This is a genomic window from Lactovum odontotermitis (genome assembly GCF_054658595.1).
Genome location: NZ_BAAGGQ010000001.1, coordinates 261,703 through 281,927 on the forward strand (window position 1 = coordinate 261,703; position 20,225 = coordinate 281,927).

Annotated in this window: 22 protein-coding genes; all 22 read right to left on the reverse strand. The window is 42.9% G+C overall.

Translation table 11 applies throughout. The features are described from left to right. Positions 1–31: 31 nt before the first annotated feature. Positions 32–706 carry a hypothetical protein gene (locus ACYQ2E_RS01205; RefSeq protein WP_460016219.1) on the reverse strand — a complete coding sequence of 225 codons (675 nt, stop codon included), beginning with the start codon at positions 704–706 and terminating at the stop codon, positions 32–34. Positions 707–752: 46 nt separating this feature from the next. Continuing rightward, positions 753–1,628, reverse strand: coding sequence for a tRNA (adenosine(37)-N6)-dimethylallyltransferase MiaA (miaA, locus tag ACYQ2E_RS01210; protein ID WP_460016220.1), 876 nt, complete (start codon positions 1,626–1,628; stop codon positions 753–755). Positions 1,629–1,719: 91 nt separating this feature from the next. Continuing rightward, positions 1,720–2,025 carry a bacteriocin immunity protein gene (locus ACYQ2E_RS01215; RefSeq protein ID WP_460016221.1) on the reverse strand — a complete coding sequence of 102 codons (306 nt, stop codon included), beginning with the start codon at positions 2,023–2,025 and terminating at the stop codon, positions 1,720–1,722. 122 nt (positions 2,026–2,147) lie between these two features. Then, positions 2,148–2,819, reverse strand: coding sequence for a CPBP family intramembrane glutamic endopeptidase (locus tag ACYQ2E_RS01220; RefSeq protein WP_460016222.1), 672 nt, complete (start codon positions 2,817–2,819; stop codon positions 2,148–2,150). A 298-nt stretch (positions 2,820–3,117) separates the two neighbouring features. Then, positions 3,118–4,554 carry a glycoside hydrolase family 1 protein gene (locus tag ACYQ2E_RS01225; protein WP_460016223.1) on the reverse strand — a complete coding sequence of 479 codons (1,437 nt, stop codon included), beginning with the start codon at positions 4,552–4,554 and terminating at the stop codon, positions 3,118–3,120. Next, positions 4,555–4,986 (reverse strand): DUF3284 domain-containing protein, encoded by a 432-nt coding sequence (locus ACYQ2E_RS01230; protein ID WP_460016224.1) that lies wholly within the window; start codon positions 4,984–4,986, stop codon positions 4,555–4,557. Beyond that, the gene (locus ACYQ2E_RS01235) at positions 4,952–5,125 is read right to left on the reverse strand and encodes a hypothetical protein (protein WP_460016225.1); all 174 of its coding nucleotides are present in this window, start codon (positions 5,123–5,125) and stop codon (positions 4,952–4,954) included. The genes ACYQ2E_RS01230 and ACYQ2E_RS01235 overlap by 35 nt, the downstream gene beginning before the upstream one ends. Beyond that, a complete protein-coding gene (locus ACYQ2E_RS01240) occupies positions 5,122–5,331 on the reverse strand; it encodes a hypothetical protein (protein ID WP_460016226.1) in 210 nt (69 codons plus the stop codon). The genes ACYQ2E_RS01235 and ACYQ2E_RS01240 overlap by 4 nt, the downstream gene beginning before the upstream one ends. A gap of 243 nt (positions 5,332–5,574) precedes the next feature. Next, on the reverse strand, positions 5,575–5,889 hold the full coding sequence (locus ACYQ2E_RS01245; RefSeq protein ID WP_460016227.1) for a hypothetical protein: 315 nt from the start codon (positions 5,887–5,889) through the stop codon (positions 5,575–5,577). A gap of 52 nt (positions 5,890–5,941) precedes the next feature. Continuing rightward, positions 5,942–6,475, reverse strand: coding sequence for a DUF6568 family protein (locus ACYQ2E_RS01250; RefSeq protein WP_460016228.1), 534 nt, complete (start codon positions 6,473–6,475; stop codon positions 5,942–5,944). Beyond that, complete coding sequence (locus ACYQ2E_RS01255; protein ID WP_460016229.1) at positions 6,472–6,885, reverse strand: thioredoxin family protein; 414 nt, start codon at positions 6,883–6,885, stop codon at positions 6,472–6,474. Before ACYQ2E_RS01255 ends, ACYQ2E_RS01250 begins: the two co-directional genes overlap by 4 nt. Next, positions 6,882–8,951 (reverse strand): cysteine peptidase family C39 domain-containing protein, encoded by a 2,070-nt coding sequence (locus tag ACYQ2E_RS01260; protein WP_460016230.1) that lies wholly within the window; start codon positions 8,949–8,951, stop codon positions 6,882–6,884. Before ACYQ2E_RS01260 ends, ACYQ2E_RS01255 begins: the two co-directional genes overlap by 4 nt. Then, complete coding sequence (locus ACYQ2E_RS01265; protein WP_460016231.1) at positions 8,941–10,080, reverse strand: glycosyltransferase; 1,140 nt, start codon at positions 10,078–10,080, stop codon at positions 8,941–8,943. Before ACYQ2E_RS01265 ends, ACYQ2E_RS01260 begins: the two co-directional genes overlap by 11 nt. Positions 10,081–10,747: 667 nt before the next feature. Beyond that, on the reverse strand, positions 10,748–12,262 hold the full coding sequence (locus ACYQ2E_RS01270) for a PTS sugar transporter subunit IIC (protein WP_460016232.1): 1,515 nt from the start codon (positions 12,260–12,262) through the stop codon (positions 10,748–10,750). A gap of 93 nt (positions 12,263–12,355) precedes the next feature. Further along, on the reverse strand, positions 12,356–13,444 hold the full coding sequence (locus tag ACYQ2E_RS01275; RefSeq protein WP_460016233.1) for a DUF871 domain-containing protein: 1,089 nt from the start codon (positions 13,442–13,444) through the stop codon (positions 12,356–12,358). 2 nt (positions 13,445–13,446) lie between these two features. Then, on the reverse strand, positions 13,447–13,797 hold the full coding sequence (locus ACYQ2E_RS01280) for a PTS lactose/cellobiose transporter subunit IIA (RefSeq protein ID WP_460016234.1): 351 nt from the start codon (positions 13,795–13,797) through the stop codon (positions 13,447–13,449). A 1-nt stretch (position 13,798) separates the two neighbouring features. Beyond that, entirely contained in the window at positions 13,799–14,125 is a 327-nt protein-coding gene (locus tag ACYQ2E_RS01285; RefSeq protein WP_460016235.1) for a PTS sugar transporter subunit IIB, read from the reverse strand. Between the two features lie 240 nt (positions 14,126–14,365). Continuing rightward, positions 14,366–15,121 carry a MurR/RpiR family transcriptional regulator gene (locus tag ACYQ2E_RS01290; protein WP_460016236.1) on the reverse strand — a complete coding sequence of 252 codons (756 nt, stop codon included), beginning with the start codon at positions 15,119–15,121 and terminating at the stop codon, positions 14,366–14,368. Positions 15,122–15,242: 121 nt separating this feature from the next. Continuing rightward, positions 15,243–15,683 carry a hypothetical protein gene (locus ACYQ2E_RS01295; protein WP_460016237.1) on the reverse strand — a complete coding sequence of 147 codons (441 nt, stop codon included), beginning with the start codon at positions 15,681–15,683 and terminating at the stop codon, positions 15,243–15,245. A gap of 3 nt (positions 15,684–15,686) precedes the next feature. After that, positions 15,687–16,616 carry an ROK family protein gene (locus ACYQ2E_RS01300; protein WP_460016238.1) on the reverse strand — a complete coding sequence of 310 codons (930 nt, stop codon included), beginning with the start codon at positions 16,614–16,616 and terminating at the stop codon, positions 15,687–15,689. A gap of 17 nt (positions 16,617–16,633) precedes the next feature. Beyond that, a complete protein-coding gene (locus ACYQ2E_RS01305) occupies positions 16,634–18,088 on the reverse strand; it encodes a 6-phospho-beta-glucosidase (RefSeq protein WP_460016239.1) in 1,455 nt (484 codons plus the stop codon). After that, a complete protein-coding gene (locus ACYQ2E_RS01310; protein WP_460016240.1) occupies positions 18,085–20,208 on the reverse strand; it encodes a glycoside hydrolase family 3 N-terminal domain-containing protein in 2,124 nt (707 codons plus the stop codon). Before ACYQ2E_RS01310 ends, ACYQ2E_RS01305 begins: the two co-directional genes overlap by 4 nt. Positions 20,209–20,225: the final 17 nt, after the last annotated feature.

Genomic DNA, 20,225 nt, shown 5'->3' on the forward strand with positions numbered 1-20,225 from the left:
TATTTGCCTGTTTCAATCCCCATTTTTTGAACTAAAGAACTGAGCCTTTATTTTGATATATAATGAACTGTTTAAGTGACGGGTCATACTGCATTAGTGTCTCTGAGCTGAAGCTTTTTTCTGCCTCTTCTATCAGTTCATCAATGTTATATCCGTAAAATTTAATGTAGGTCGTATTTTCTGCGGCCGATGTCAATTGGGTCAAATCGCGCTGATTCGTAAAGCGTTCAAATTTCTTCGGTTTCATGTGAATCTGGCGATTGACCTCAAAAATGACGTATTGCGGGAAGATGCGCGCCATGTTGAGCATGAATTTCTGGTCGAATTTCTCCGGCAATTCAGAGAAAACGATGCTCTCTTCTGAATTATTTGTATAGCAGTAGCCGTAGGCTTTCCCGTCGATATTTAAACGAATGAAGCGAAAAAGCTCGTAGCCTTTTTTACCTTCTACGCCGAATTTGGGCTTGTCAAAATACATGCCGAAAGCTTGGGACATGCCGAAGAAATAATCGGTTGCTTCTTTGGGATTACGCTTTTGATAAAGCTCGCTAAAATAAGCGTTAATCACCGACGGTGCCGGCAGCAGCAACTCTAACTTCTGCTCTACGGTCATGGCTGCCAGGCGATTCTCCAGAAAGTTCCGGTCTGTCTCCATATAACCGCCGTATTTAAGAGCCAGTGCAATATAATCAGTCTTTTCTATCATTGTACCTCATTAAAACAGCTTTACTCAGGTAATGTCTGTTTTTCAATTAAGAAATTTTAAGAAATTCTTTTGCAATCATTATAGCATTTTCTGGGAAATTCGGCGAAAAGATGTCAATAAAATCGACTTTCATCCGGTTGCGGAACCAGGTTAATTGACGCTTTGCATAATGTCTGGAATCCTGCTTGAGCCTCTCAACTGCCTCTTCCAGCGTGATATCACCCGCAAAGTAGGGAAAAAACTCCTTGTAGCCGATGGCCTTGGCGGCTTGGACACTTCGGTAATTTTTGTACAGAAGCTCCGCTTCTGTCAATAGGCCAGCATCAATCATCTTCTCTGCTCGCAAATTAATGCGCTCATAAAGCTGTTCTCTGCTGGTTGTGAGTCCGATGAGGCAGAACTCATCGCCAGTGGGCTTGTTTTCCCCAGAACCATAAGTCTCTAGCTCTAGAGCGCGAATCGCTCGACGGCGGTTGAATTCCGGCAGGGGCTGCTTCAGACGGCTCTGAAGCTCGTCGTTAGTGAGGGTTTCGAGTGTTTCACGGAGACGCTGCATTTGCTGGTGATTTTCCTCGCCCCCTAAATGATAGCCCTCAATCAGCGCCTGAATATAGAGGCCGGTGCCGCCGACGATGATGGGAAGCTTACCGCGCGCTGTGATGTCTGTGATAGCGGTGTTTGCGGCAGTGACGAAATCATGCGCCGAAAAATTTTCTGTTATCTCACGTATGTCGATGAGATGGTGCGTTACCCCCTCCATCTCAAGCGGCGTAACTTTGGCTGTCCCAATGTCAAGTCCGCGGTAAACCTGCTGAGAATCGCCGGAGATGATTTCCCCGTCGAATTCATGTGCCAGCTTTACGCCGAGGGCTGTTTTTCCAACGGCTGTCGGCCCGACCACCACTAAAACTTTGTTTTCCATAGCTAGATTATACTATAACATCAATTAAAAGAAAATCAGACGAAAGTCCGGCAATCACAGTAATTCAAAATCTGAGTTTTCAGAGCTTTCCTTAACAAAACGGTTCTTGAGCTAGCCCAGTCAACAATGAATCTCCTTGTCCTATGCCGATTTTTCTATCCGCCCGCAACTTTTTATAAAACTCTAATGTTTTCGGCGTTATTTTCTTTCCTACCACGAGCGGCAGCAGCCAGTTGCGCAAATCAACCATGTGTGATTCAAAACCTCCGCCTTTCTCAATTGCAGTTAGCGCTTTCTGCAGAATTTCTCTTTCCTCTGCAGAAATGTCTGTTCCCTGGACAAGTTCATGAATATTGTCCATAATTTCTTTTTGTCCTAACTGAGCTGATTTTTTCATTTTTCCCTCTTTCTAGCTGGCAGATTTAACTGCCGGCGTAAAATTTATGTATAAAATAATTATACAACTTTTTTAATAATTTGTTAATAGGCCTCTGATTATCCTCCTGCATTACATTCCGCTCATCTCATTAATAATGCTGAAAAAATCATCGAAAGGGTATTCCACAGAACATGAACAGACACAGTGACCTCAATTTTCTTCGTTTTGTAGTAGAGAAAGCCTAAAATAAGGCCTGCGGCGAGGTAAGGCAGCCAGGCTGTAAAATTAGTGATTTCTGTGGTCATATGAGCGCCTGCAAACAGAATCGCCGAGACAACCAGTGCAATTTTGTCTTTATCAGGAAAGAGCAGTTTAAAAATACCGAGCCGGAAAATTGTCTCTTCCATGATCGGAGCGGCAATCGCTGTTGTAAACCATATCAGCAGAAACGGCTCCAGTTTTACAAGGCCATTGAGCGTTTGCTGATTGGCAGACACGGTATGCTCTAATTTTAATCCCGCCATTATTATCCCGACGACGATTAAAGCTGCGTAGACGGATAATAAGCCCAGAATAATTTTGCCTTTGTTCTTCCAGAAGTTTTTGAACGACCATTCGGCGTACTTCTGCGTTTTCCCCCAATACACAAAGTAAGCGATTGACAAGACGGACACGACAGCAACAATCACAATTTGTAAAGGAGATAAAGAATGACCGCCTCTGGTAAAAGCCCGCTCTACATTTGGGGTTATGAGGTCAATTACAACTAACCCTAGTAGTATCGGGATATTCAATAAAGTTCGCTTCATCATTTTCCTCTTTATACATACGGATAAGTTCGAAAATCTCGGATGAACTGGCGCTTTTCACTTATCATTCATATCCTAGCACTTTGTGATTATCCCTACAAGTGGTGAAATCGTGACATCGTGTCAAGTAATTTGTCCTTTTTCTTTGAGCGCTTTATGATAAGACCACGATTTTTAAGCATTTCATTCTCATTTTTGCGAGACAAACTGTCATGTTTTTAGAAAATTTTATTTATTCATATAAAAATAAAACTCATTTTCAAAATAAAATGAAAATGAGTTAGAATGAATTTGTAATGTTTTAAAGTTCCTGACCATTGCTTGCAATGACTTTCTGGTACCAGTAATAGCTGTCTTTCGGCGTGCGTTTCAGCGAGCCTTCCATGGTCTCGTCCTGGTCGACGTAGACGAAGCCGTAGCGTTTCTGGTAGCCGTTGAGCCAGCTCAGCAGGTCTGTGAAGCTCCATGTGTGGTAGCCGATGACCTGGCAGCCGTCGCTGATTGCTTCTTTGATGGCTTTGACATGGCTTTCCAGATACTTAATCCGGTAATCGTCGTGGATTTCGCCGTTCTCGACCTTGTCGTACTCGCCGAGTCCGTTTTCGGTAATCATGACCGGAATGCGGTAGCGGCTGGTAATCCGGCGCAGGGCAATGCGCAGGCCTTCTGGGTCAATTTCCCAGTCCCAGTTGGTCCGGTCAATGAATGGATTTGGAATCTTTTTGTAGAGACCAGGCACTCCTGACTCTTTGGTGGTGCCTTTTTTGCCGCTGGTGTTGAATTCGGCGGCGCCGACGCCGCCTTCTACTGGATTCCATGCGTCTGTGGCACTTTGGTAATAATTAATACCTAGGAAGTCCGGATGTGCTGACTTCAGCAGCGAAGCGTCTCCGTCAGCGAACTCAGGCGCTAAGCCGTTTTCCCGCAGGTAAGACATGGCCGCAATCGGATATTCGCCGTAGAGGTAAACATCCATCCAGAAATTTGCCTGCATTTCTTCGGCGTTTTCGGCTGCCAGCACGTTCATCGGATTCGAATCCTCAGGATATTGCGGCGTGTAGGCAAATGACGGGCCAATCTGCCCCGGCATTTTCATGTCGTGGAATTTGTTGATGACTGCTGCGTTTGCCAGGTTGGCAATGTGGTTGACCTGGTAGAAGAGCTTCAGGTCTGTCTTTCCGGGCGGATGCGTGGCAATGGCCCAGCCCTGGTTGGTAAAGACGTTCTGCTCGTTCAGCGACACCCAGTACTTGACTTTTCCTTTGAATGCGTTGAACAAGACCTCCGCGTAATTCACAAAGTCTGCGATGATTTCACGCGACTCCCAGCCGCCGTACAAGTCCTGCAGGGCCTGCGGCAAATCCCAGTGATAGATTGTGATAATCGGCTCAATGCCGTTGGCAATCAGGTCATCTACCAGGTCTTCATAGAATTTCAGGCCAGCCTGATTGACTTCTCCGCGACCATCCGGCAGAATCCGCGTCCAGGCTATGGAAAAGCGGTAAGACTTCAAGCCTTGTGCTTTCATGAGCTGAACGTCTTCTTTGTAGCGGTGATAGTGGTCGACCGCGATGTCGCCGTTTGTGCCTTTGAAGGTTTTGCCCGGAATGCGGACAAAATTGTCCCAGACGCTGGCTTTTTTGCCGTCTTCAAACGGTGCGCCCTCAATCTGATAGGCGGCGGAAGCGCTTCCCCAAAGAAAATCTGCAGGGAAATCTTTTAGTTTTTTATGTTCCATTTATTTTCTTTCTTTTGAAGCGTAAAGCCGCTCCATTTCGTTCAGAACCGCAATCATCTGTTTTTTCTTCGTCCGTCCGAGCAAAAAGCCCACAGCCATGTCATTCAATCTCTGGAAAAAGCCGTTTGACTCCTGACTTTCAGTAATTTTAACACGCGTCGTTTCAGCGTCCACAGCCGTTAAATCCCAACGGGTATGAAAACTCGCACGATTTGTGAAAGTTGAAAAAGCATAAACAGATGGTCGTGTGACTTCATCATATTTGATACGGCCGCGACGATTTTGCGCAAAAGTCTTTGTGTACTCAAAACCATTCAGATTTGTCGCACCAGGATTGCGGTGCGTCTGCTTCTTGATGTCGCTCAGCGCCGACTCTATCATACAATCAAACACAAAATCATTTGACGCTTTTATCGTCTTTTGAATCTCCATCTTTTGGCGTCTCCTTTCCACGTACAATCATTACGATACCGATGATAAGAACGAGCAGGATGAATTGCCAGCTCTTAAAACCTAATACTACCAGAAGAAGAGCCGCAAGACTTATGAATCCCCAGCCCCATGCTTTCATTTTACGATCTCAACATTGAAATAGAGCACAGCACCGTGCGGCGTTGCTTTGATAATCTGCTTCGCCTCTTTCTGTGCTTTTTCATCATCGCCGTTCGGCGTTTCAAAATACAGGCGAATGCCCTCTTTTTTGACGAAAGTGTAGCCGTGTTCTGCAAGGACAGCTTTCATTTCTTCTTGTTCTTGAGCGAGATTGATACGAATCATAATAGTGTTTTTCCCTTCTTAAAATATAGATAAGACTGGCTTATCAGCCACTTCTATTATACCATTTTTTCTAATATTCTATAAATTTAAAGCAGAAAAAATGCCGAAAATTTACATTGTTTCTGCTAAAAAAACTGACGGTCAAATTGTAATCATTATCAGTTGGGCATTTCCGAAAATTCACACAAAATTTGACAAAACTCAAATTTTTGACATACTAAAGTTACAAATTTACGAAATTGTTTACCGCTTATTTTTCTCTTTTTTCAGCACATCTCTGAAAGGCTGAGTACCCGGGAACCAATCATGGAGTTTCGTGTTTTCGTCAAATTGATCAGCCACTTCGACATGAGCCTTGGGGTATTTATCTTTGATTGTTTTCTCATAGGGCTTCATAAACTTTGATAGGTAAATTTCCTGGTTTTCTCCGTCGCTGTCTTTTAGCTCTGTGAAAAGCTCTTCCAGGTAAACGGCTTTCATGCCTTTGTCTTCAGCATTGATGTTATAAGCACCTGTGAAGCCGTAATTGCCGGTGTTTTTGAGATAGTACTTCGTCATTTCATTTCTCCTCCGTTTGTTTTTCTTTCTAAAATTGTACCGCCAAATTAAATTACTGACCAATTTGTTCAATTAGTTGTTTATTTTCAATTAACCAGTTATGGAAATCCTCTTCACTAAGCCCGTTTTTTTCATCCCATTGAATAATGCTCACTTCTTTCCCTTTCGAAAATAACAAGAAAGCAGGTGTCTGGTTAAAATGATATTTTTCTTTGAAAGCCAGCCATTTCTTTTCACTCTGATGTAATGTTCTTCCGTCGACAAAATAAAGGGAATCTGCAAGTGGGAAAGTTTTTACCTCGTGTTCCAAAGTCTTTGAGAAGAAAGAACAGTCTGGACATTCTGAATTACCTATATAGACAAATAGTGAATCTCCAGAATTAACCCTTTTTTCAAAAGAATCAACTGTGAGCGAATTAAGCAAAGCAAAAGTTGTTGTATTACTAACTAAAATCTGCTTTTCATTTTCAAGATTTTCAATTTTCTTTTTCTGTGAGTTGTTGTTCACAAGTAGAACCATGAGGACAATTGCAAACACAAGAAATACAGCAATGGCAGAAAGAAAAGCTATTTTATTTTTCTTCATTCAAAGCCTACCTTTTTTATGACTTTATCAAAAGCATCCGAAGTGAAACCGCCGTCTGTCCGATAAATTTCTTTGCCGTCTTTGTAATAGATTAGAGTGGGAGTACCTTTGATATTGTACTTTTTCATTCCTTCATCTAAGTTTTTCTGTTTGTTGATTACAACTGAATGGACAATATTTTTATGATTTTTTGCATACTGATTCACAATAGGCTCTGCTTCTTTACAATGAGGACAACCGTCTTGTACCATAAATATAATCGATTCTTCATTGTTTTTTACAGTTTTTGGAACATCAGAAAAATTGATAAAGCTGTAATAAGTTTTTTCTGTTGTCATTCCGTGATAAACGTATGCAAATATTCCACCGGCTAATAGTAGTGCAATTAAACCAATAATAACCTTTTTCATTTCAAACTCCTCACTGTAATATCTTTATTTTGAACAACAAATTCTTGTTCGCACAATCTAGTTACATCTTTATCATGTGTAATAAAAATCTTCATCCCCTCTAAGCCTTGGAGATACTTGATAATCCTCGATTTAAGGTCTGAATCAAGTCCATTTGTTATTTCATCAAAAATGTAAATTTTCTTTTTTACTAAAGTTGAACGCAGAATTTTTATTATTTGCATTTGTCCCAAACTAAGCTGTGTATCATCAATATTCTCGAAATCCAAATTTGGAAAAATTGACATTGCACCTAACTGATCTAAAGTTTCAAATATCTGAGCGTCACCTATCTCTCTCCCCAACTTTATATTATCTAAAACATCTGATGAAAATAAACCTTCACGTCCGTCAACATAAATAATATTTTGGGTTATTGCTTTATCAGAAAGATCCATTAAATCTATTCCATTAATTTTTATAAGCCCTTTATCAGGAATGCATAAACGCGATAACATTTTTCCGAAAGTAGACTTTCCGGAACCATTCGCACCTGCCACTGCAATACTACTTCCAGATATTTCCAAAGAAAGGTTTTCAAAAACTGTTGCTTTTGAATCGTAATCAAAAGCGACATTCTCAAAAGAAATATTTACTGCTTTTTTTGTTAAATCAAGGTCTTTGTCACCAAAAAATTTGATTTTCGACTCTAAAATGTTATAAACTTTACCTTGCGCGACTTTTCCCTGGACCAAAGTTGATTGAAGATTTGCAATGTTTAGTATTGGATTAGTCACATAGGACAATATTGAATTAAAAGTTAATAAAACTCCCGAGGATAAACTGCCTTTGATAATAAGATAAACTCCGGAAGAAAATAAAACAATATTGAAAGAGGATAAAACAAATGTTTTCAGTTGATTTTGCACAGAATCGAAGTTAAACAGTTTGGTCCGTGTATTTATATATCCGGATAGCTTTTTTATACCTCTTTCAGAAAATTCATTTTCAAGACTAAATTGTTTAATAATGCGTATATTTTTGAAAATATTAATGACCATCGCATTAAATTCCTGTGTTGTTTTAATCAAAGTTTTGCTTAATTTCTGGTAACGTTCCTGAGACAAATAAATGATAAATCCTAAAACAAAAACGACAATTAAAACAAAACTTGCTAACCAATTGTCAGATTCAAACAAAAGAAAGAAGCTCGCTCCCATTGTCAGAACATTTATAGGAACCATTTGTAAATAGGTCAGAAATCTTTGCCTAATCAATAAGATATTCGAAAGATTTGTCAGCAACTCTCCAACATCGTAAGATTCTATTGCCATATTAGGCTTACCGAGTAAACCTTGAAAGTAAGCAGAAATGATTGTTGCATCAATCTTTTTGCACATAAAATTATAAAGAAAATTATTGACAAACGAGAGAATGGTATTCACGAGATTAATGATAAGATAGGCAACCATAAGTCCAAAAACAAGTCCTATCAGTTTTTGCGGAATCAAAAAATTAAAGTAAAGTGTATAAAGATTTGCGATTACTATTCCAGCAGCATAAATGATAATAGATAACAGAAATGAAAAAATCAATGGTAATTTCACAAGCCAAAGAATCCTGGGCACACTAATTGCCCTGACTTCTTGTTCAATTTCTAATGTAAGTCGTGATTCAGACAAATCAACTTCTAAAATATAGGGTATCCAATCTTTCATAAACTTTTTTATGGAAGATTTATGAATTTTATTACCGCTGGAATCTCCAACAATAAGAGAACCGTGCCTCTTTTCAAAAATAACGACGAAATGTATTCCCGCCTCTGTACTAATTTGAGTAATGCTGGGATAAGTCATTTCATCAAAAACTTCTTTTTGTTTCTCTGCCTGGAAAATTTTGCTTTGAATCCCCAACTTCTTTATCCCTCTTTTTAAATCGTAAAAAGAGGTTCCTAAGGGGGTGCTTTTAATCAAGGGCTTTATTTCATAAATAGAGGCTTTCCGAGAAAAGTAATTCTCTAAAATCATTGCAACACATGCAGCACCACAGTCTTCCTTACCTATTTGTGGAATAACTTTATACTTCATCCGCCACTCCCGATTCCTTAAGTTTGTCAAACATCTCGTCAAGATGAGACCGATAATTATTTTCGGATAATTTTTTGTATATTTTTTTTGCTTCTTGATAATTTTCTAACTGAAAAAACAAATAACCAATGAGCGCATCAAATTCATAACCTTTTTCAAAAATGGACTGTTCATCTTTCAACATATTCTCTTGTGAAACTATAAGGAGCTGTAATATTTCTTTTTGCTTAACTTTGACTTTCCCTATTTCATTGACTCCAGTAAGTAATAGGGCAGAAAAATGATCCTCTTTATTTTCTGAGCTGGTGTTTTTTAGAAGAAATCTGATATACTTTTCCGCTTCCTCGTTCTCACCTTTTTGAATCCAATAAAGTGCAAAATCTTTTGCAATTTTACTGCCATACGGATCATTTGGGAATTTTTCAAAAAAATCTTCCATTCCCTTTTCATACTCCTGATCTGTGAGGAAGGGACGAGCGTCGCGGTAATAAAAATAATAATAGCGCGCATTGTTTGGATCCTTGTCAAGAATGGATTTGATAAGTTTTGTGTTTCTCTTCGCCTTGTCCTTATCCTCGACCACTGATTCTTCGTAACCATCATGATCTAAAATGACATCTGGTAACTTTAAACGTACCATTTTCTTGCTATCAGTTAATAAAATGGGATATTCATGAACACAACCTTCAAATATCACGTTCCCATTATTCTTCATAATACTTGGTGAATTATAACCTATAGTATCGTTAGTATTTACTATTTTGGGAGAAAAAACAATCTCTTCGCTAGAAAGTGACCGTTCCTCTACTTTTTTGATATACTCTCTTAAGTGACCAAGACCATTTTTCCGCAGCACCTCATCTGAATCTATGAAAAAAATCCAATCTTTAGTTGCTTTATTTATTCCAAAATTTCTTGCAGCAGCAAAATCATCAATCCATTTGAAATGGTAAAGATGGACAGTATTACCGAATTCTGAAATAATATTTAACGTTTTATCCGTTGAACCTGTGTCAACAACAACTATTTCGTCATCAATCCCCAATTCCTTTGATATTGCATTCAGGCATCGTTTGATCACTCTTTCTTCATTTCTACAAATAATAATTAGAGAAAATGTAGGATACATATAGATAACCCCCTAAAAATACGGACAGTTGATAACTTGCTAAAAAATACTGTTTTTTACGTAACTACTCTTCTTTGTGCTTTACTGTTTATCAGCAATGCGCATTGTACCAATTCTGCATAGTTCTCAACTCAGAACATTGACTATCTCCGCCAAATAGATGACTCATCTGGCAAGAAATCATTAAGCCTGCTATGGCGTTAGCATAAGTGCTACAAGTTGATCCCCCGTTTGATAACGACACTTTAACTTCCTCATCTGTTAATTCGTGTAATAAATTACTCATGGTTTTTAAATTCTCCTTTTTATTTTTATTTGTTTATGTTGTGTTATCAACCATCCGATTATGATAGTATTTTTTAGTATCATTGATAATTAAATATAAAATTTCCTGAAAGGGACAGTGACTTTCTTTCTAAATGGAAATTTGAAATTAAAGACCGCTGGCGAAAAATTTTCAGCCATTGTAAGCGGTTGCTCCCTTAATTTCATTCTATCACTTCTCTAATAAAGTGACACTTTTAAAAATTGGATTTTAAACAATATAACGAATTATGAACAAAAACTTATAAAAACAATCAATTAAAATATAAAAAAGAATCAAGAAATATACATTCCTTGATTCTCAAATTTTTCAACTCATATACCTCAACTATGAGTTAGATCATTAATCCAATACTGCTTCTTCAGATTCAAGCTCTGCTTCCTCCAACTTATTCGCGGAGATAACAAATGGTGCCCAAATGAAGAAAGTAATAGCCAAGTTAATAACTGCTAGGATAATAGCACGCCAGTCAAAACCGGTTGCCATATAAGCGTTCAAAATTGGCGGAGTAACCCATACAGTCTGCAGTACAACTGGGTTGACTAAATGCGCCATCGTCGCACCATAAGCGATGATAACAGAAATGAGTGGAGCAATCGTAAATGGAATCACGAATACAGGATTCAACACGATAGGAAGACCGAAGAGGACAGGCTCGTTAATGTTGAAAAGGCCTGGCGCGAGTCCCAAACGTGCAACAACTTTGTAGTCCTGACGTTTCGAGAAGACAAGGATTGCAATAACCAAAGTAATCGTACCGCCAGAACCGCCGAACCAAGAGAATGCATCCCAAGAACCACGCACCCACATATTGACATAGTTACCATCAATAGCCTTAGACGCTGAAGTTGCTCCTTTGGAAATCAAATCGTGAATACCAGAGATACCAAACTCTTTATAAATCTGATTATTCCAGAGACCAAGAGGACCCCAGATACCATCAAGTGCTGGCGCAAGAACGTTTGGACCATGGATACCAAAGAACCAAAGAATAGAAACAAACAGTGACACAATCAAGACAGAGAAAATATTTTGTGACAAAGCCTGGAACGGTTTTGCAATGTACTCACCAATCAGATAAACTAATGGATGACCTGTTGCTATGTTAAAGATATAATAGATAACGGATGATACGAACAGACCAATGATGGTAGGAATGATTGTAAGGAAAGCTGTAGCTACTGCAGGTGGTACTGTATCAGGCATCTTGATTGTGATGTCAGCCAGCATCAGTTTCGCATAGATAATGACAGAAATGGCAACCATAATCATGACGGTGAAATATGCACCGGCGTCAAGTTGTCCCCCAGCAAAGAGCATTTTCCATGAGGCAAAGCCTTCGTTTCCAAGCATCGTAGAAACTTTACCTGCTGCTGCTACGCCAGCTTTACTTGTACCGAGTGCCGCTGTAATCTTGGCATTCATATCAGGAAGACCTGCAAATAACGTTGCAACACCAAGCAGTCCACCAGCAAGATCGTTGACTTTATAAGCTTTGGAAAGATTGAACCCCCAAGAAAATGCGAAAATCAGACCTATAATCGTCAATGTTCCTGTATTTACGAGCCCTGCAATTCCATTGAGTTGCTCGAATACCGGTGTTTTCGCCAATGTCCAAAGCTGTTCAGGATGCTCAGCCGAGAGAGTCTGAAATTTTTCTCCTCCGAGACTGAGCTGTTGAATGGCTTGCGGGAATGTACCAATGATTGCGCTAATCATTGTTGCAAACGCACCGGCCAGTGTCAACGGCAGCATGCCGATGAATGAGTCACGCAGTGCAACCAGATGCTTTTGGGATCCGATTTTAGCTGCGACGGGGACGAGATATTTCTCCATCCACGCGGTAATTCCGTTCATAGAAACCTCCTAAAAAATTTTTTTATAATAATAAATTATTACCAAAAGTTAGTATGTCTGTATTTTTTAATTCCGAATTATATACAAACAATTTTATGCCTTGATGAGTTTAAAGCTGCTCCAAGGCTGCAGATAATCAAGCAGGAAAAGCTCGTCATCTGAGATGCGTCCGACCACGTTGACGCGGCCGTCGTTTTTCATTTCTTTCAGCGCGATTTGTGTCTCGCCTTTGTACTGGCCGTAGCCGACATTGTCGATAAGGACGTCGCCGCGGCTGATTTGCTCGCAGTCATGCGCCGGGAACGGCAGGTCTTTATATTTGACACGTGTCTGGGTTGAGCGCAGCATGTATGCTGAGCGGTCGCCGCGGTAGCTGTGGATGTTATCAAATAAGCAGGCCGCTTCGTCCTCGGTGATTGTCTCGCGAGGCACGACTTTTATCTCAGGCATGTCTGCAAAGAATGCTTCAGACATGGCTTTGAGTTCTTCTTCGCTGGCATAAGCATTGGCAATGGTCAAATCGTCAATGTTGTCCATCAGCTTGTACCACTTGACTTGGGTGGCAACCGGTAAATCACGCTGGTCTTCCAATGAGCATAAGCCGTCTTGTGTCGGCCAGGGGCCGAATGTGGCTGCATGTGAATTGATGAAAGCCATTGTGTTCAGACGGTATTTGTTGAACTTGTCAGTGCAGCGCAGGAAGTGATTGTACTCAAGTCCTGAATAGCGGTGCGGGTAGAAATTGTGCGAGCCGTAAAGGTGGCTGCGGTCTGGGTTGAAGTCCATGATGTTATCGACGTAGCTTGTGCCCTGGCTCATATTGATTTCAATATTGAGGCCGTAGGGGTTGCGCGTCATCTTGGCTTCTTCTGCTCCTGTGAATCCGAGGTCAAGTCTGACGCCGTCTGCACCAAGCTCGTTGAAGAAACTTAAATCATCATAGCTGACTCCCAATTGTTCAAACAGGGCTGGGTTGATGTCAATCATCACTTCCATGCCGAGGCTGTTGGCATAGTCAATTGGTAAGCGGAAGCCAGCGAGAACTTCATCTTTGTCGCCTTTTATTTCCAAAAGGCTTGTAAAGACACGCTTGAATCCGTATTTGTGAGCCAAATCAAGATAAGCTTTATCTGCCTCATAGTCTGAGCGCTCAGGATAAATAGAAATTCCGAGTTTTCCCATGATTATTTATGCTCCAATGCCCATAGGCGTTTTTCAAGCTCAACTGTTTCAACAGCCATGTCTTTGAAAGTGATAGCTGTCATTAGATGGTCTTGTGCGTGAACCATGTAGAGGTTCCAGCCGATTTGCTCGCCGCGGGCCAGACGCGTCAGAAGGTCTGTCTGAACATCATGTGCGTCTTTCAAAGCATCGCTGGCTTCTTTCAATGACTCTTCGGCCGCTTTGAAATCACCTGTTTTTGCCTGCTGTATGGCATTGAAAGCCAAGCCTTTGGCGTTGCCGCCTGCCATGATGATGCCCATGACAACTTCCATGTATTCGTCACTGGTCGGGTTTTCGTATTTATCTGCCATATTATTTAATTCCCATCAAGCCTTCAGCAAATTTCAAAACTTTCTCGCCTTTCATGAGGCCGTAGTCCTGCATGTTGATAACGTCAACCGGAACGCCCAGTTCTGCACCCATGGCGCCGATACGTTTCTTTTCGTAGGCAACTTGAGGGCCTAAGAGAAGTACGTCTGGTTTTGGTGTTGCATGAAGCATATCTTCTGCTTCAGATGTTGATTTTGCAAAGATTTCATAATCTTTTCCCTCAGCCTCGGCTGCTTTTTGCATTTTGGATACGAGGAGTGAGGTGGACATACCTGCGGAGCAGGCAAGTGCGATAATTTTATCTGCCATATTAATCATTTATTGACGTTGTTGCCGTCAACTTTCCTTTCTTAAATTGGTACAATCCAATGATACCGTTTTCTTTAAAATTTTGCAAGTTTAAAAAATCAAAAAAAACTTGTTTCTCTGTTTAGAAACAAGTTAAATTCGATTAAATCGCGTAGTTAAGCGCTTTTTGGGGGAATATTTGAAATATTAATTTATTAGAAAATTAATATATTATAAGAAATTAAAGATTAGATTTTCTGTCTATTCCTTAAGATTTTCTTCAATTTGGGTAATAATTGCCTTATGAGCGAGTGCTTCAACAATGGCCAATGTGGGAAGCTGCGTGGTCAGATTTCCCAGCGGGTACTGCTTCGACCACTCATCGGCCAGATTATAAGATAATCTTATGTCGGCCAATTTGGCAATACTGTTGTTTTCGTTGTTCGTGATGGTGATGATTTTGGCGCCGGCGCTTTTAAACTCAATGGTTTTATTGACCACCTGCTCTGTGTTGCCGGACTCGGACAGGACAAGGGCGACAATATTTTTGTTTCCATTGATTTGTATCGCCTGAAAGGGGTCTGGAATCGCAAAGGCGCACAGGCCGATGTTGACGAAGTATTTACTGCCGTAATCGCTGAGTGAGCCGGAAGTCCCGACGCCGCAGAAGACACTGTAGTCAGCGGCCGCTATCATTTTAGCCGCGCGGTTGATGCGCTCCTGATAAGCTTCGCTGTTCAAGCGCTTGAGGAAAAAAGAAAACTCCAGCATGTTGTCATAGTGCTGCTCTTCAGGCGTACGCTGTGTCCCTTGTGCTATGAGGTAATACTTAAGCTCAGTCCAGCCGTCGAAGCCGAGCTTTTTGTAGGTGTGCACAATGGTCGAGGTTGACAGGTGCAATTCTTCAGCGAAATGGCGAATCGTCAACTTAGAAAAACGGTTCGGGTCTTTAACCAGGGCATTGAATACCTGGGTTTCAAGCTCATTCAGCTGACTGATATTTTTAGCTTCAAACATATGTTCTCTTTGATTGATAATTATAAATAATAAGACCTTTTGAAAAGGCGTGTAAAACAGCAGATTCCAATGAATTGATGATTTTATTTTAGCAAAAAGTGCTGCATTTGGCAACACTTTGTTACGTTTGTGATTTTTGTGATTTCGTGTAGATGTATTCTGCTTTTTTGAGTAATTTTTCAAGAGGATTAAGCTGTAAATCATCGAATTTCACGAAAGAGAAATTATTTCTCCTGCCGGCTTTATGCTCGCCGAGTTTGCCGATAAACTCTGAAATATTCACTTCACTGAAAACATAGACGCTGATATAGTTTTTCTGCAGAGCCACAGCGATTACCGGCCATTCAACCGGACTTCCGTCAGCGGCCGAGTAAAATGTTTCGCCGTAGCCTAGCAGTTTCACGCGCATGCCTGGCTGTCCGGCAGGTGTCCCTGGGTGAAAATAGGGCTTCAGTCCTGGTGCGGCTTTCTGGACAAATTTATCAAATTTGCGTAAGTCTGTTTCCCGCTTGGCTGCCGCTGCAAAATAGCTTTCGCGTGAATCTGCTTGGACTTCGTACATTGCTTATTGGCCCAGCTTCGTTTTGATGATGTAAGCTGCGCCTAGCATGCCGGCGTCGTTGCCTAATTCGGCGCGGCGGATTTCTCCCAGTAAACCGTAAGATTTCAGACGTGACAGGGCTTCATGGCGCTCTATAAAAGCGGAGAATTTATTTTGCAGCGCGTCCATAAAGTAGGGATTTTCTGAAATGCCGCCGCCGATGAGAATGGCCTCTGGGTCATAAACGGCTGTCAGATTGAGCAGGTTCTGGGCTAAATCGCCGACAAATTCGTCAAAAATGTTGAAAGCCGTCGTGTCACCCGATTCGGCCAGTGCCAGCACGGCAGGCGTATCGTCGGTTTCCTCCTGATGGAGAGACTCCATTGCCTTATTGTAGCGGCGCATGAGGCCGAGCACGGTCGGCGAGCGGAAGGTTTCAGAGCACCACTCCAGATTTCCGGCGCGGTTGCGGCCGTGGTAGAGCGGCCAGCCGACTTCGCCTGCTGCACCGTGTGCGCCGTGATAGACTTGTCCGTTTTGGACAATTCCGCCGCCTAGGCCGGTTCCTACAACGATTGTGATATAGTCGGCCAAATCCTGTGCGCCGCCCAGCCAGTGCTCGGCGATAGCTGCTGCATTGGCGTCGTTTTCAATAGCCACTGGGAGGCCTGTCAGTTCGTTTAAGCGTGCCTGCAAGGGTAGGCCATATAAGTCTGTCAATGCACCGAAAAGGGTCATGACACCGTCTTTTGAGGGCACTCCTGGCGCCGAAATTCCGATGCCGCGGATATCCGTATATTTTCCTTGAAAATCTTTGACTTTTTCGGTCAATGCGGCCAGAAAAGTTTTTTCTTCCAGTGGTGTCGGTACTTTATCCTTTTCTAAAATCTCGCCATCATCACCGACAAGTCCATATTTAATGCTTGTTCCGCCAATGTCAAATGCAATGTACATAAAATCCTCTCCTGTCTTTATAGCCCATTTTCCCGAATCACCGTCTGATACCAGCCGAAAGAGTCTTTCAGGCTGCGCTCAAGTGTGCCGTGACCCTGGTTGTCTTTATCTACGTAAATCATACCATAACGCTTCTCCATTTCGCCGGAGCCGAAGCTGACTATATCAATGATTCCCCAGGGTGTATAGCCAATCAAGTCGACACCGTCTTCGTTGACGGCTTTTTCCATCTGCTCGATATGACTTTTCAGGTAATCAATCCGATACTGGTCATGGACGCTGCCGTCCGCTTCTTTCTTATCATAGGCGCCGAAGCCGTTTTCGACGATGAACATCGGCTTTTCGTAGCGCTCATAGACTGCATTCAAAATGTAGCGCAGACCAACCGGGTCAATCTGCCAGCCCCAGTCGCTGGCCTTTATGTAAGGATTTCGGGCCAGTTTAGCCTCTGGAAAATCAGGAATCGGCTGACCGGCAATTTCAGACAGCGTGGTTTCTGTGGTCGACATGTAGTAAGAGAAACCAATGTAGTCAACCGTCCCTTCAGCCAGTGCTTTCAGCTCTTCTTCGCTGTAGTCAATCCGGAAGCCTTTTCTTTTCCAGTTGTTCAATGCATAACGCGGAATATGTCCCCGAACATGGACATCACTAAAGAAATAGCGGCGCTCCATGACTTTTAGTGCGGCCATGGCGTCTAGCGGGGCGCAGGAATAGGCGTAGACCGGCACATAGGCCATCATGCAGCCGATTTGAAAGTCGGGATTGATGGCATGCCCGAGCTTGACAACCTTGGCTGACGCAATGAGCTCGTTCAGAGCGGCCTGGAAAACGACTTCCTCCTTGTCTTCGACACTGGAGATTTTCATGGCCGAATTGGTCCAGACGTGCAGCGGGTTCTGGTCATCTGCCTGGTTATTGATTTCGTTGAAGGTCATCCAGTATTTGACTTTGTTTTTGTAGCGTTTCATGACAACTTCGGCATATTTGACGAAAAAGTCAATCAACTTTTTATTGCGGAAACCGCCGTATTTTTCGTAGAGGTGGTAGGGGATTTCAAAGTGCGACAGGGTAATGACGGGCTCGATGCCGTTGGCAAGGAGGTCGTCAAACAGGTCGTCGTAAAATTTCAGGCCGGCTTCATTCGGCTGCTCATCGTCGCCGTTCGGGAATATCCGGCTCCAGGAAATGGAGGTCCGGAAAGCTTTCAGGCCGAGCTGGCGGAAGAGCTGGATGTCGCTTTTGTAGCGGTGGTAGAAGTCAATTGCTTCGTGATTCGGATAATATTTTCCCGGTTGGATGCCGTCTGTGATTTCGCGCTCGGTGCCGTTGCTGCCGGCGGTCATGACGTCAGCGATGGAGAGGCCGCGGCCGTCTTCGTTGTAGGCGCCCTCAATCTGATGGGCAGCGACGGCGCCGCCCCAGAGGAAATTCTCAGGAAACTTTTTTGTGTTTGATGTTGTCTCGTTTTTCAATTTTTCACCTCAATCGTCGCCAGAACTTGTGTCAAATCGTTGATGTAAAAGTTAATGGTGCCATTTTCCAGAGCTTTTTGCCCTTGATTGTTAATGTAGGCCAAATCTTCTGTTTTGATTTCAAATTTTGCTGTCTTTGTTTCACCGATTTTCAATGGAATTTTCTGAAAATCAATGAGTTCCCGGACAGGGCGTACAAGTTTTGAAATCGGGTCTTCCATGAATAGAATCAGTGTTTCTGAGGTCTCGTATTTACTCTCATTTGTGACTTCAAGGCTGAGTTCTACGGGAGAATCATCACTGATAATTGGACTTGATGTCCTAATATTTTCAATTTTGACCGCGCCATAGCGTAAGCCGTAGCCGAATGGGAAGAGCGGGCCGATTTCCAAGTCCTGGTAACGGCTGCTGTAGCTGCTGGCATTGGCTGGGCGGCCCGAGCGCAGTTCGTTGTAACGAAGCGGTGTCTGGCCAGTGACGCGCGGAAAGCTCATGGCCAGCCGACCTGTCGGCGTTTGCTCCCCTAAGACAAGCGAGGAAATGGCATTTCCTGCTTCGCTGCCGAGGTACCAGGTCCAGAGCAGGGCGTCGAGGTCGGCTATCACGGATTCGAGGGCCAGGGGACGCCCGGCAAAGGCGAGACCGATGACTTTTTTGCCGAGGGCTTTCAGGTCAAAGATGAGCGACTGCTGGGCGTTTTCGAGCTCCAGATTGACGGAAGAGTGGCCTTCGCCTGATTTGTCCCAGGCTTCGCCGATTGTGACGATGACGCTGGAAACTGCTTTTAGAACATCTTCTGGTACTTCGTCTAAATACTCGTAGGCATAAACCTGGTTTGACAGTGCTTTGAATCCCTGCTCAACTGAAACTGTCTCAGCTGTCCGGCCTTTACAGTTCCAGTTGCCGAGCAGTTCCTGGCTTTTCGCGTAAGGGCCGATAATCAGGAGCATCTGGTCTTTGGACAAAGGCAGCAATTTGTCTTCATTTTTCAGCAGCACACAGGAGGCTTCGGCGATTTTCTGGTCGCTTCGGATGATTTCTTCTGAGCGGATGACGACTTTTTCTTCGGCTTCGTCAACATAAGGATTTTCAAATAGTCCCAGCTCATTTTTCAGGCTCAGGATTTTCCAGACAGCCTGGTCAATTTTCTGCAGCAGTTCGGGTGAGTTTTCTGCAAATTCTGTGCCGTATTTCAGAAAACTGTTTGAAACCATTTCAATCTCAATGCCGGCTTTCATTGCCAGCTCGCCGCTTTCTTTTTCATCTGCGGTCACACCGTGATTCTGCAGCTCTGCCACTGCGCCCCAATCGGAAATCAGCAGGCCGTCAAATCCGAAGCGCTGTCTTAAAATGTCATTCAGCAGCTGTTCGCTGGCGGTTGCAGGTTCTCCGTTTATGGAGTTAAATGAGGCCATTACCATTTTCGGATGGGCTTGCAGAGCGAGCTCATAGGGTCTGGCATAGAATCCGAAGAATTCCTTGTTGCTCATGTCGGCACTGGCGTAATCACGGCCGGCATCCGGCGCGCCATAGGCGGCAAAGTGCTTGAGGCAGGCGGCAACATGGTTATCTGTAATCTGTCCATTGTCTGAGCCCTGGTAGCCTTCAATCATGGCTTGACCCATTCTGCCGGAGAGAAGCGCATCTTCTCCGAAACTCTCCATGACGCGGCCCCAGCGGGCATCCCTTACGAGGTCAGTCATAGGCGAAAAGTCGGCTTGAATGCCTGAGGCCCGCATTTCACGTGCGGTCAATTCTCCTGCTTCTTTTACAAGCTCTGGCTCAAAAGTGCCTGCCAGAGCGAGCGGAATCGGGAAGATTGTCCGATAGCCGTGAATCGCATCATGCATGAAAATCAGCGGAATCTGCAGGCGGCTCTTGGCCAGGTAGGCCCGTTGTACTGCATTGACAGCTTTGGCGCTTGAAACGCCGAGCACTGAGCCAATCATGTGGATGGTCTCGGAATTGAAGCCGAGATTTTCCATTGTCGGGCCTGTGACGACGAGTTCTTCTGCGAATTTTTTGCCTAAAAAATGCTCGCCCGTCGTCTGTGTCATTTGTCCGAGTTTTTCCTCAAGAGTCATTGACTCGAACAAAATATGTAAATCTTTTTCTTTCATACTCGTTTTCCAAAAAC

Coding starts and splice junctions, on each gene's coding strand:
- ACYQ2E_RS01220 (WP_460016222.1), bottom strand. CDS start 2,819: ATGATGAAGCGAACTTTATTGAATATCCCGATACTACTAGGGTTAGTT.
- ACYQ2E_RS01245 (WP_460016227.1), bottom strand. CDS start 5,889: ATGACGAAGTACTATCTCAAAAACACCGGCAATTACGGCTTCACAGGT.
- ACYQ2E_RS01215 (WP_460016221.1), bottom strand. CDS start 2,025: ATGAAAAAATCAGCTCAGTTAGGACAAAAAGAAATTATGGACAATATT.
- ACYQ2E_RS01295 (WP_460016237.1), bottom strand. CDS start 15,683: ATGTACGAAGTCCAAGCAGATTCACGCGAAAGCTATTTTGCAGCGGCA.
- ACYQ2E_RS01240 (WP_460016226.1), bottom strand. CDS start 5,331: ATGATTCGTATCAATCTCGCTCAAGAACAAGAAGAAATGAAAGCTGTC.
- ACYQ2E_RS01310 (WP_460016240.1), bottom strand. CDS start 20,208: ATGAAAGAAAAAGATTTACATATTTTGTTCGAGTCAATGACTCTTGAG.
- ACYQ2E_RS01225 (WP_460016223.1), bottom strand. CDS start 4,554: ATGGAACATAAAAAACTAAAAGATTTCCCTGCAGATTTTCTTTGGGGA.
- ACYQ2E_RS01300 (WP_460016238.1), bottom strand. CDS start 16,616: ATGTACATTGCATTTGACATTGGCGGAACAAGCATTAAATATGGACTT.
- ACYQ2E_RS01230 (WP_460016224.1), bottom strand. CDS start 4,986: ATGGAGATTCAAAAGACGATAAAAGCGTCAAATGATTTTGTGTTTGAT.
- ACYQ2E_RS01260 (WP_460016230.1), bottom strand. CDS start 8,951: ATGAAGTATAAAGTTATTCCACAAATAGGTAAGGAAGACTGTGGTGCT.
- ACYQ2E_RS01285 (WP_460016235.1), bottom strand. CDS start 14,125: ATGGCAGATAAAATTATCGCACTTGCCTGCTCCGCAGGTATGTCCACC.
- ACYQ2E_RS01250 (WP_460016228.1), bottom strand. CDS start 6,475: ATGAAGAAAAATAAAATAGCTTTTCTTTCTGCCATTGCTGTATTTCTT.
- ACYQ2E_RS01255 (WP_460016229.1), bottom strand. CDS start 6,885: ATGAAAAAGGTTATTATTGGTTTAATTGCACTACTATTAGCCGGTGGA.
- ACYQ2E_RS01270 (WP_460016232.1), bottom strand. CDS start 12,262: ATGAACGGAATTACCGCGTGGATGGAGAAATATCTCGTCCCCGTCGCA.
- ACYQ2E_RS01275 (WP_460016233.1), bottom strand. CDS start 13,444: ATGGGAAAACTCGGAATTTCTATTTATCCTGAGCGCTCAGACTATGAG.
- ACYQ2E_RS01280 (WP_460016234.1), bottom strand. CDS start 13,797: ATGGCAGATAAATACGAAAACCCGACCAGTGACGAATACATGGAAGTT.
- ACYQ2E_RS01205 (WP_460016219.1), bottom strand. CDS start 706: ATGATAGAAAAGACTGATTATATTGCACTGGCTCTTAAATACGGCGGT.
- ACYQ2E_RS01290 (WP_460016236.1), bottom strand. CDS start 15,121: ATGTTTGAAGCTAAAAATATCAGTCAGCTGAATGAGCTTGAAACCCAG.
- ACYQ2E_RS01265 (WP_460016231.1), bottom strand. CDS start 10,080: ATGTATCCTACATTTTCTCTAATTATTATTTGTAGAAATGAAGAAAGA.
- ACYQ2E_RS01235 (WP_460016225.1), bottom strand. CDS start 5,125: ATGAAAGCATGGGGCTGGGGATTCATAAGTCTTGCGGCTCTTCTTCTG.
- miaA (WP_460016220.1), bottom strand. CDS start 1,628: ATGGAAAACAAAGTTTTAGTGGTGGTCGGGCCGACAGCCGTTGGAAAA.